The organism is Paraburkholderia sp. CNPSo 3274, from assembly GCF_024206475.1.
Classification (GTDB): domain Bacteria; phylum Pseudomonadota; class Gammaproteobacteria; order Burkholderiales; family Burkholderiaceae; genus Paraburkholderia.
This window is the reverse complement of record NZ_JAMBPR010000148.1, coordinates 1-10,475: the sequence shown is the minus strand read 5'-3', so window position 1 is coordinate 10,475 and position 10,475 is coordinate 1. Positions and strand designations below refer to the sequence as shown.

9 protein-coding genes and 2 pseudogenes are annotated in these 10,475 nt (G+C 60.8%); 3 read left to right on the top strand and 8 right to left on the bottom strand.

Features of this window, described 5'->3' with window-relative positions; genetic code table 11:
- Positions 1–175: pseudogene (locus M3I54_RS42825) on the top strand (group II intron reverse transcriptase/maturase); the annotation flags it as partial.
- A 103-nt stretch (positions 176–278) separates the two neighbouring features.
- Here the strand turns inward: M3I54_RS42825 and M3I54_RS42820 are convergent.
- From M3I54_RS42820 to ltrA, 8 genes and pseudogenes are all read right to left on the bottom strand, one after another.
- A pseudogene (locus M3I54_RS42820) lies at positions 279–866 on the bottom strand (IS21 family transposase); the annotation flags it as partial.
- A gap of 252 nt (positions 867–1,118) precedes the next feature.
- Complete coding sequence (locus tag M3I54_RS42815) at positions 1,119–1,304, bottom strand: hypothetical protein (protein WP_254346359.1); 186 nt, start codon at positions 1,302–1,304, stop codon at positions 1,119–1,121.
- 47 nt (positions 1,305–1,351) lie between these two features.
- Positions 1,352–2,146 carry an ExeA family protein gene (locus M3I54_RS42810; protein ID WP_254346357.1) on the bottom strand — a complete coding sequence of 265 codons (795 nt, stop codon included), beginning with the start codon at positions 2,144–2,146 and terminating at the stop codon, positions 1,352–1,354.
- Positions 2,147–2,148: 2 nt separating this feature from the next.
- Positions 2,149–2,484 carry a Mu transposase C-terminal domain-containing protein gene (locus M3I54_RS42805; RefSeq protein WP_254346355.1) on the bottom strand — a complete coding sequence of 112 codons (336 nt, stop codon included), beginning with the start codon at positions 2,482–2,484 and terminating at the stop codon, positions 2,149–2,151.
- 381 nt (positions 2,485–2,865) lie between these two features.
- On the bottom strand, positions 2,866–3,876 hold the full coding sequence (locus M3I54_RS42800) for a tyrosine-type recombinase/integrase (protein ID WP_254346353.1): 1,011 nt from the start codon (positions 3,874–3,876) through the stop codon (positions 2,866–2,868).
- Positions 3,873–4,823, bottom strand: a complete 951-nt coding sequence (locus tag M3I54_RS42795) for a tyrosine-type recombinase/integrase (RefSeq protein WP_254346351.1) — start codon at positions 4,821–4,823, stop codon at positions 3,873–3,875. The genes M3I54_RS42800 and M3I54_RS42795 overlap by 4 nt, the downstream gene beginning before the upstream one ends.
- Positions 4,820–6,079, bottom strand: a complete 1,260-nt coding sequence (locus M3I54_RS42790; RefSeq protein WP_254346341.1) for a tyrosine-type recombinase/integrase — start codon at positions 6,077–6,079, stop codon at positions 4,820–4,822. Before M3I54_RS42790 ends, M3I54_RS42795 begins: the two co-directional genes overlap by 4 nt.
- Before the next feature lie 239 nt (positions 6,080–6,318).
- Positions 6,319–7,656, bottom strand: coding sequence for a group II intron reverse transcriptase/maturase (ltrA, locus tag M3I54_RS42785; RefSeq protein WP_254346339.1), 1,338 nt, complete (start codon positions 7,654–7,656; stop codon positions 6,319–6,321).
- A 589-nt stretch (positions 7,657–8,245) separates the two neighbouring features.
- Here ltrA and M3I54_RS42780 point away from each other — a divergent pair.
- Both M3I54_RS42780 and M3I54_RS42775 read left to right on the top strand, forming a co-directional pair.
- A complete protein-coding gene (locus M3I54_RS42780) occupies positions 8,246–9,124 on the top strand; it encodes a site-specific integrase (RefSeq protein WP_254346336.1) in 879 nt (292 codons plus the stop codon).
- An 8-nt stretch (positions 9,125–9,132) separates the two neighbouring features.
- A complete protein-coding gene (locus tag M3I54_RS42775; protein ID WP_133191213.1) occupies positions 9,133–10,341 on the top strand; it encodes an IS91 family transposase in 1,209 nt (402 codons plus the stop codon).
- The last annotated feature ends 134 nt before the right edge of the window (positions 10,342–10,475 follow it).

The window sequence follows — 10,475 nt, the reverse complement described above, 5'->3', positions numbered from 1 at the left end:
CTGCGCGTTTCGATACCACGTCGTTGATCTGTGGCGGCGGGCGCTCCGGCGCCGCAGTCAAAAGGATCACATGACGTGGCAGCGAGTCGAGCGGATCGCAGATGCCTGGCTCCCGCAACCTCGAATCCTTCACCCGTGGCCCGACCGGCGATTTGCCGTCAAACACCCGAGGTAGGAGCCCGGTGCCCGAATTGGGCACGCCGGGATCTGTGCGGGGGGTGCTCAGTAATGGGCATCCCTACCGCAATCGTAGTCCAGAAATCACCAGCTGGTGATTTTTGCGTCACGCCGCCATAGAAGGTCAGCGCGCGAGCAATGCCGCCCAGCCAGTCCTCCATCGTTTCGGCTGGCGTCGCGCATGCGAACGTGTAACTCGATGCGCCCATGGCTGCCACGAAGATGTGCGCGCGGCGTCCAGTCGTCAGCGGCAACGTGGGGCCGGCGAAGTCGACAAACAGCTTCTCGCCGGCGCGGTGAATCTGACGCATCGAGCGCTTCAGGCGTTTCGTGAACGCCTTGTAGTGCTCGCAGAACTGCGTATAGCGGTAGGTCTGCCGGTCCGCGAACTCGGCCTGGTACTCCTCCCACAGCAACGTCAGCGTCATGCCCTTGCGACGCAGCTCCTGATGGATGCGTCCGTAGTCGGGCTGGGCGTAGCCTGCTGGCCCCGTGGGCTTGCCGAGAAGCCGCCGCTCGAGGTCGCCTTCATCCATATCGCAGGCGCTTGCCCAGTCCAGCCCGGCGGCACCGGCCAGTCCTATGTACTTCGTGACCACGCCCTTGGATATGCCCAGTGACGCGGCGATCCGATCGTGCGAGAAGCCGCCGTCGAATTTAAGTCGTAAAACGTCCTTGATCATGCGCATGTTCATCCGGTGCGCGGGCATGCTCTCTCCGGCAAAAGCCGGCGAGCATAGCTGTTACGTCTCGCTGTGAGCGGGGTTCGGCATCGCGAGATATTCGAGGCGAGATGGCGCCGATCGTCGCGTGATGGTCGAGTAGAAGTCCTTGCTAATTGAACGCGAGATACAAGGAAGCGATATAGGAGTGGCATCGCATGTTTGACGCACGGCACAACGAACACAGCCCCGGCTGTCGGGCTCGGGGCTGCGGTGTCGTCAGAAGGGATCGTCGATGCGATGACGTGGAGGTGGTTCGCGCGGCGATGCAGTCCACGGTTCGTTGCAGCGACGGATCTGTTCGCCATACGCAGCACTGAACCACACAAGCCAGTCGCCCAGCAGTCGCTGGATCTGCGCGGCGGCTTCATCCGTCAGTTCGGGTAACGCCGGCGCTCGGGGCATGATTGTCGGTGCTGTGCGAGACGCCGTCGGGTGTTTGCGGCGCCTGTTCACCGGAATTCCTCGATAGCCTGTTGCAGCAGTTCGTCGGGCAGATGGTTCAGGCCGCGCGGCACGGCCAGCTGCATGGCGGTGCGCAGGATGCGCCCGGCCTGTCGCGGCAAACCGCGTGAGGCCTGCCGCAACAGTTCGAGCCCGGAGTCGGCCAGCAGCGTATGCGTGCAGCCGGCGCTCTTCAGGGCGTGCGCGATCAGTTGTGCGAAGCGCTCGCGCTCGATCACCGGCTTGAGTTGCACACGCGCCTGGATACGACCGTACAGGGCGGCATACGGCGCGCGCTCGAGCGTGGTGGCCAGGCACGGATGCGCGGCCAGCCATACCGTAAGCAGGTTGCGCGAATCGAACGCGAAGTTCAGGAACGACGGGAAGTCACGGAAGAACTCGATCGGCAGGTTCTGCGCCTCGTCGATGATCCACACCACGAGCAACTGCTTGCCTTCGACCAGCTCGGTAATGCGCTGCTTGAGCTCACGCCAGAGGTCGGCGCGCCGGTAGCTGGGCTCCAGTCCAAGCGCCCGGGCGAGCGAGCGGTACAGGTCGATGCGGCCGAACTCCGTCTCGGCCAGATAGATGACGTGATAGCGATGCGGATTGAGGCTTCGCGTGAGATGCCGTAGCGCCGCGGTCTTGCCCACGCCGGGCTCGCCGGTCAGCAGGCCAATACCGGGGCTGCCGAGCAGCCACTGGAAGCGCTCGGTGAGCTGGGCGAGCGTGCCGTCATCCCAGAGGTCTGTCGAATCCTTGTCCAGCGGCGCTGCGCGCAGGCCGAAGTGTTGCCGGTACATGCTCAGGCCTCCTGCCGGTAGTGGTGTTGATGCACGAGCTCGAGCAGGTTTGGCCCCGGCGTGACGGCATTCGTGACGGGCTCGGCCAATGGACGCTGTCGCCGGCGCCTGCTGTTGGCAACGACATCGAGCCCGGTGGCGGCCCCCAGCGCCTGGCCGGTCTGGCTCTCGACGCGAAGGACGGTGCCGGCGTGCGGATCGACCACGAGCAATACCGACTGTCCGGTGAGTTCGTACGGGACCTCGAAGCGTTTGCCATTGAACGACACGGTGCCGTCGCGACGGACATGACGCGCGATGCGATGCAGGAACAGTTCGTCCAGACGTGCGGCGAGCACACCGAGTTGCCGGATGCGCGGCAGGTGTCAGCGGGCGGCGTTATAGAGCCAATTCGGGGGGGGCGTAATCGGGCCACCTGATGGGCGGCGCAATAGAGCCAGTCCAGGGGCGGCGTAAAGGGGCCACCCAGCGGGCGGCGTGCAGAAGCCAGCGGTAGCGGGTACAAGCGCAATTCGAACTTTCCAAGTCGGTACGCTCCGTTCATTTGAACGGAGCGCCTATGGCCAACAGGAGGTTCGTTAGGTATGTCCAGAAATTAGGTGTGGTCGAATTGGATACACTGGGTGCAGGAGTCCCTTCCCGAGTTGTGAAGCGATTTTCTGCCTAGGGAAGGGAAGCTCAGACCGGGCGCTTTCGCTGGAATGCTTCGCCTAATAATCTCAGAGGCTTTCCAGAAATTTGAGCAGTGAATCGGACGGGCGATAAAAAGTCATCTTGATTCCGGGTGCTTTAACTGTCGCGAGCGCTCGCCGCTTCATCGTCTGATCTGCCTCGACATAGCCGTGCGTCGTAACAGGGCTCTCATGTCCTAGCCAGAGCGCAACCTCCGTGATGCCTACACCGGCTTGCAAGAGATGCGTGGCAACCGTGTGCCTCATGGAATGCGGAGTGATATGGCGCTTCATAAGCGATGGGCAGGTCCTCCCTGCTGCCGTCAGTGCCAGCGAAAATCGCTCAGCCACGTTTGCGCGCGTCATTGGTCCGCCATGGCGGCTTGGCAACAGGGGCTGTTCCGGTTGCAAACCCTGCTCACGTATCCAGTGGCGTATCGCCGCAGCAGTTTCACGCCACAGGGGTACGGCACGCTGCTTTCGACCCTTGCCATGCAGGCGTACCCACGGCGTTGCAGCAAGCGTTACATCGGCCACCCGCATCCCGGTCAGCTCAGATACTCTGGCGCCAGTGTTGTAGAGCAGCGCGAGCAATAGACGATCGCGCTGTCCGAACCACGTATCTGCATCGGGTGCGTCCAACAAGGCGTGAACTTCCTCACGTGATAGAAATCCCAGAAGCGGTCTCTCGAAACGTTTCGTTGGAATTGAGAGAATTTGTTGTGCCAGGTGCAGTGCCTGAGGACATCTCATCGTGACATAGTGATAGAAGGTCCGTATAGCGGAAAGCCGAGCATTGCGACTGCGAATGCTATTGGATCGTGCAGTATCGAGGTTGTCCAGAAAGGCAGTGATCAACGTGACGTCGAGTTCGTTGAGTGTGAACTTCTCGGGCGGCTTATGTAACGCTTGCTGGGCATAGGTCAATAGCATTCGGAAGGTGTCGCGGTATGACTCGACCGTTCTTGGACTCGCATTCTGCTGCTGCATTAGCCGTTCGATGAAGAACCGCTGAAGGAGCGAGGCAAACTCCTGTGGCTGGCTGGTGACATGGCTCATGTCGATTCCCCTTGGGCATACCGATGAAAGCGCTCTCCAACGAGAGCCATCAGTTCTGGCACCGCCGTGCAGTACCAGTAAGTGTGGGCGACGGAGGTGTGGCCGAGATAAGTCGAGAGCGTGAGGATTGCGTGATCAACGTCGATCCCCTGGCGGTCGGAGCGCAACAGACTGTTGGCGACAAAACTATGTCGGAAGTCATAACAGCGATGATGCGCATAATCGCCGCGTGGCAACCACCCCAGTCGACGGCATAGGGTTTCCAACGCGCACTGGAGCGTCGGTACGGCGACCGGCTTACCTCCATCGAGCAGGAAAAACCGGTCGCTGCGCGGCTGGCGCACGAAGCGATCACGCTGCTGAGCATACGTACGTAGGGCCTCTGTGGTGCTCGGATGCAAGGGAATCAAGCGGCTTCTATGCCCTTTTGCTTCCCGGACCAGCAGCAATCCCTGGTCAAGATCAACGTCATCGCGTGTCAGGTGTGTGGCCTCTATCGGGCGTAGACCACTCGCTGCGAGCAGCCCTATCATGGTCTTGCAAGTCACAGGGCGCAGACCATCACGAGGCTGAAGGCTGGTGGTGGCTGCCATCAACATCGATACTTCCTGCTGCGTGAAAATATGTGGGGTCAATCGTCGATAGGCTCTACCGAGCAGCCTTCCTGGCGGCACCTCGGTTACTGGGTCGAAACGTTGCCAGTACCGCGCAAAGCCCCGCAAAAGTTCAAGACGCCGAGCCCACGTGAAGTGTTGATCGCGTTTCGTCGAACGAGCCCATGCAACGGCTAGCTCGATGACAAGGTGTAAAGGCGGGGGTATCTGTTGATCAGCGAATCGGCCGAATTGCCGCAGTCTGGGCGAATCGCCCACGATGTTAAATCCAGCGTTGCGCCGATATGCAAGGTAGTCTTCGATGCGCTCGGTCCAAGGTCGGGGAGCATTCATGGCCGATGCTCCGGCCATGGTTGCGCTACCTTGCGCAGACGATCAAGATCGACCCGGGTGTAAAGCGTCGTCGTATTGAGATGCCTATGCCCCAGAACGTCAGCAACTTCTTTTAGTGATGCCCCACCTTGAACTAGGCGTGTTGCTGCGGTGCGTCGCAACACGTGGACGCCACGAAATCGTTCGTCGAGCCCAGCACGTACAAAGGCACTTCTGATAAGGTCATTGATGGCAACTGCGCTGATGGGCTTGTCGTACGGCGCGATTTGCCGGACAAAGACGGCACGACTACTTGTATCGGGCCGTCCGTACCTTAAATAGCGGATAAGTGCTTTGGCCGTTTGTACCGGCAGCGGTAGCTTGCGTTCTCGTCCGCCCGTGGTATGAGTTAGCGTCACCGTTCCATTCTGCCAATCGAATGAACCCAACTGCAGACGTACGACTTCCATGCGACGTAGCGACAGATCGGCCAGGCACCGTGCAATTGCGAAATCGCGCATGCCAATCGGGCCGGTCAAATCGAACGCTGCGAAAAAGAGGTCCAACTCCCTGTTCGTCATTGCAATCGGCAGACGTGCCGGCATCGGTGGCGCCATCTTCGGGATCGCAGCCAGGAGCGCGCGAGTGTCATCCCCGTGCAGGCCTCGAAAGCGCAGATAACTTGCGAGATCAACACAGTAGGTAAGACGTGTCGCGTGACTCCGCCCTTTGAAATAGCGCGCGATGAAGTTCTCAATATCCGTTGAAGTTAGCTGATCGGCGGTCACGGCCTCCTGACCGAAGACGGAGTCGAGAAAGTTGCGAATATGCCAAAGACGGTTACAACAAGTGGTCTGCGCGTAACCGCAACTATCGACCAGGTAGTGCCTGAACAGCTCCAATTCGATATCGACCGGCGTATGCAATTGAGCGCGACCAGCGTTGCTCAACCCTTCGTCCTTTAGAACGGACAGGAGATGGCGGAGAGCTGCGCGTACCGTGTTGACATGGCGCATGCACGGTCGCGGACATCGGCAATGCGGCAAATGAACATCGACAAACTCCATCACGAGAGCATCATCAATGTCGTCAAGGGTCAACCGCTTGTCCAGCCGACGGGCGAAGTGGCGCAAGGAGGCCAGATAGCGTTGGATCGTATCCGACGCATATCGTCGGTCACGCAGGTAATCCACGTACCTGGAAACGATGGTGTCTATGGGGCTCCCGACAGCTGTGCTGCAGCGCGCTGAGTGCGCCGCCAATTTGCTTGCAGACATGATGTCCTCCTCGAACACGATGTAAGCCTCGATATGAGAACACGGAAATTAGGTGAGCTTCAACAATTACCGCATTGCGCCTTTTACAGTTGAATGCGCATGTGGGGAGAGCCCGTCGCGTCGAAAGCGAACCTAATTTATATGTATACCTAACGGACCGAGTATAGGGGTAGGAAACGGCGATCGCCGTCCCCTCCCTCCGAACCCGGTGTGCAGTTTTCCCGCGACGGGCTCTCCAGTCAGTTGTTTCCACATCGGGATTGGCGCGCCAATTGAAGGGCCTCGGACATCGTGAACAGCCCAAGATCAGCGAAGAAGGAATTTGGCCATCGTGTGTGATCGCGAAGGCATCGGCCCTGCCCCGGACGATGAAGCTGTCGGCGCAGGATCGCTCGCAGACGACGACGAACAAAGCCGTCGACGGACGAGAAGGTGTAGCGGTGGGCGTGCTGGAAATAGCCAAACCAGCCACGCAGGGTCGGGTTGATCGACGCAATGATGCTCTCGATCGAATCGCCCCTGTTACGCTTGGTCAGGGCGCGGATTTTATCCCGCAGCCCCATGAGACTCTTCTTGCGCACCCAACGTTGACCTGCCTCGAACCGGTAACCCAGGAACTCGAACCCGTGACCCTCCAGCCGGCAATCCCCAATGTGGGTCTTGTCAGGATGCAGTGTCAAGCCGTTCGCATCCACCCAAGCACGCAGGCGAGTGAGCGCATCTTCCGCTTCCTCACGTGTACGGCATAACACCACGGCGTCATCCGCGTAGCGCACCATCACCAGCCCTGCCTGTCGCATTTCCACGTCAAGCTCGTGCAGGTACAGATTTGCCAACAAGGGGCTGACAACCGCCCCTTGAGGACTGCCGGAAGTCGGCGTCCAACGCGTCATGTCTTCCATGATGTCTTGCTTGAGAAAGTACTGGATGAGTTCCAGAACCCGGCCGTCCGAGATTCGCCCTGCCACTCTCGCAAGAAGAGGTGAGTGTGGAATCGAGTCAAAATAGCTTTGCAGGTCGGCATCGACCACCCAGCAGTAGCCCGCTTTCACATGCCGGTCTACTTCGCGCAGCGCATCCTTGCAGCCCAAGCCCGGGCGAAAGCCGTAGCTTCTCGGCTCGAACTCATGTTCAAAGATCGGCTCGATCACCAGCTTTAGGGCCGCTTGAACTACGCGGTCTTTTACAGCGGGTATACCGAGCGGGCGGCGTCCTTTACCTTTCGGTATGTAGACGCGCCGCACCGGCTGTGGGCGATAGCTACCGTCCTGCAATGCATCCGTCAGTTCAGCGAGATATCGGTCTCGCGCTTGCGCGAATCGCTTCACGCTTATACGGTCGACTCCCGCCGCCCCGGCGTTCTTCTTGACCTGAGCCCACCCCAGCGCGAGCGTGTCCAGGCGAAACACCTTGTCGATCAGACTATGCCATTTACCTCCTTTAACTCCGTTTCGTAGAGCAGCCAACATAGCGTCCGTCCAGATTGCGGCTGGCGCGAATTTCCGCTGCACGCAGCTTCCCAGCGCGTCTGCATCTCGTTTAGTCGTTTCCGACACTGGTGATGCTTCGATCTTCATCTTTGCCTCGTTCCGGACTTCTGCTATCAACCTTCCTGCCCCGCTTCCCTAGTGCGCCTTTTGCTCTGACGCAGGTCTCCACGGTTCAACGCTTCCGTGTGCGGTACTACCGGGACTCTGACTCCTGCCAGCGTTCACCTCGCCGGCAGGTCTCCCCGCTTGCTTCGTGCCACCTTCCCATCGTTCCGTCCTCAATCACGTGGTATGCCACCGCACCGCTTTGTCCGCCACGACAGCGTGCTGTGTTACTTCCAGGCTTCGCCACTTTAGTGCAGGCTCGCCGCAATACTCCGCCGAAACAGGTTCGTCAACCTACGGACCGACAGTTCGCTTCCGGTTACTCCCCACCCCGCCTCACGACGACGCAGTTACCTTCAGCTACGGAGCTGTGGCCAACTCCGGCAGGGACTTGCACCCTGCAAATGGCAACTAAACCGCTGACGCGGTAGGGGAGGAGCGCGAGAGCTGATGGCTGACGTTCATTGTGGCGGCGAGCTGACGCAGGATCCCAACGAGGGGACGCAGATACCTCCAGGAGCAGTATGTGGATGCCCAACCGGGCTTCACCACTGCTTCCAGGAGGCACGCCATGACGCCACTGCGCCAACGCATGCTGCACGACATGCAGATCCGCAACTTCGCCGAGACCACCCAGCAAACCTACCTGCTACAGGTGTCCAGTTTCGCCCGGCACTTCCACCGCTCGCCTGAACTGCTGGGCCCCGAGGAGATCCGGGCCTGGCTCGTCTATCTGCGTGAAGAGCGCAAGCTCGCCCCCGGCAGCCTCGGCCCGACGATTGGTGCGCTGCGCTTTCTGTATCGCGTGACGCTCAAACGCGACTGGAGTGACGAGGACTTTCCGTTTCCCAGGAAGCCGGTCCGGCTCCCGGTCGTTCTCAGCCTGGAAGAGATCACAGCCTTCTTCGAGTCGATCGCCACTCTCAAGCAGCGCACCATCCTGATGGTTGCCTACGCGGCTGGCCTGCGTGTGTCCGAAGCTGTGCACCTCAAGGTCACGGATATTGACAGCAAGCGCATGGTCATCCGGGTGAACCAGGGCAAGAACCATAAGGATCGCTATGTAATGCTGTCACCACGGCTGCTCGAGATCCTGAGAACGTACTGGCACGACGCTCATCCTCGCGACTGGCTATTTCCCGGCGATATTCCCGGGCACCCGATCACGCGATGTGCCGTGTGGTACGCCTGCGTTGCCGCCCGCGAGCGCAGCGGTATCCGGAAACCGATTACGCCCCACACGTTGCGGCACGCCTTCGCCACTCACCTGCTGGAGGCCGGCACCGACGTGCGTCGGATCCAGCTGCTGATGGGGCACCGTTCCCTAACAACCACTGCGCGCTACCTCAAGGTCGCGACCACCACCGTGTGCGCCACCACCAGCCCCTTCGATCTGCTGCCGCATCCCGAATCTGCTCCGTCACAGCCTCCTGCGCCCGGGCACTTCTGAAGCCGCCGATGCGACCGGCGCTTGAGGTGGCGGACATCTTCCGCCGCTGCGGCCCTCAGTACCGGCAGACTCATGCCGGCGCCCTCAGTCGTGCCCAGCGTCGTGTCATGAGCGCCATCGAGCTGTGCCGCACCGCTGAGCTCGGCGCACATATTGAGCAGTGCGATACATGCGGGCATCAGCGTATTGCCTACGACTCGTGTCGTAATCGTCATTGTCCGAAGTGCCAGTCACTTGCCCGTGCACAATGGCTCGAGCGCCGACAGAGTGAGCTCATTCCCGGCGTTGAGTACTTCCATGTCGTCTTCACGCTCCCCGAGCCCATTGCCGCGCTCGCGTACCAGAACAAGAAGACGCTCTACGATCTGCTGTTTCGCACGAGCGCGCAGACGCTGCGCACGATTGCCGCCGACCCGAAACACCTGGGTGCAGAGATCGGCTTCATTTCGGTCCTGCACACGTGGGGGCAGAATCTGCTGCACCATCCCCACGTGCATTGCGTCGTACCTGGAGGTGGCATTGCGCCGGACAGCGAGCGCTGGATCGCCTGCCGGTCCGGCTTCTTCCTGCCGGTGCGGGTGCTTTCGCGGCTGTACCGCCGCCTGTTCCTCGAGCAATTGCGGCGTGCGTTCGACGCCGGCGCGCTGCGCCTGCATGGCCAGCTTCAGCCCCTGCGCGATCCCAAGGCGTTCGCCGCGTGGCTTGCGCCTGCCGCACAGGCCGAATGGGTGGTCTACGCGAAACCACCCTTCGGTGGCGCCAGGCAGGTGCTCGACTACCTGGGCCGCTACACGCATCGCGTTGCCATCTCGAACGACCGCTTGCTGCGTTTCGATGCCGAATCGGTCCTGTTCCGCTGGAAGGACTACCGGCACCAGGCCCGGCACAGGACCATGACGCTGACGGCCGACGAGTTCATGCGCCGCTTCCTGCTGCATGTACTGCCGGATGGCTTCAAGCGCATCCGCAGCTACGGGTGGCTCGCCAACTGTCATCGGGCAGCGCGACTCGCCACCTGTCGGCGGCTGCTCGGTGCTGAGCCTCCCGCCGCTGCATCACCAGCCATAGGAGAGGACTACCGTGACCGCTATCTGCGGCTCACCGGCAGGTCGTTGCGCGACTGCCCCGTGTGCGGCCAGGGCCACATGGTCCGCCTCGAGGGCGGTGTGCCTGGCATCCTGCCGAGGGCACCGCCGGATCCGACCCATGTGCGCTGACCGGCGCCAGTATGATCCTCCGCCACGTTGGTCTTCCCCGATACGGCCAACGCGAACTCGCTCGTGCGCCGGCGTCCACGCGCCCATTACACTGTCGCGAAACCCAACACTATCTGTCCTTGGACCCCGCATTC

Excerpts from the sequence above, each read along its gene's own strand:
- M3I54_RS42815 (WP_254346359.1), bottom strand. The coding sequence starts at position 1,304 with ATGCCCCGAGCGCCGGCGTTACCCGAACTGACGGATGAAGCCGCCGCG.
- M3I54_RS42795 (WP_254346351.1), bottom strand. The coding sequence starts at position 4,823 with ATGAATGCTCCCCGACCTTGGACCGAGCGCATCGAAGACTACCTTGCA.
- M3I54_RS42800 (WP_254346353.1), bottom strand. The coding sequence starts at position 3,876 with ATGAGCCATGTCACCAGCCAGCCACAGGAGTTTGCCTCGCTCCTTCAG.
- M3I54_RS42810 (WP_254346357.1), bottom strand. The coding sequence starts at position 2,146 with ATGTACCGGCAACACTTCGGCCTGCGCGCAGCGCCGCTGGACAAGGAT.
- M3I54_RS42780 (WP_254346336.1), top strand. The coding sequence starts at position 8,246 with ATGACGCCACTGCGCCAACGCATGCTGCACGACATGCAGATCCGCAAC.
- ltrA (WP_254346339.1), bottom strand. The coding sequence starts at position 7,656 with ATGAAGATCGAAGCATCACCAGTGTCGGAAACGACTAAACGAGATGCA.
- M3I54_RS42775 (WP_133191213.1), top strand. The coding sequence starts at position 9,133 with ATGCGACCGGCGCTTGAGGTGGCGGACATCTTCCGCCGCTGCGGCCCT.
- M3I54_RS42790 (WP_254346341.1), bottom strand. The coding sequence starts at position 6,079 with ATGTCTGCAAGCAAATTGGCGGCGCACTCAGCGCGCTGCAGCACAGCT.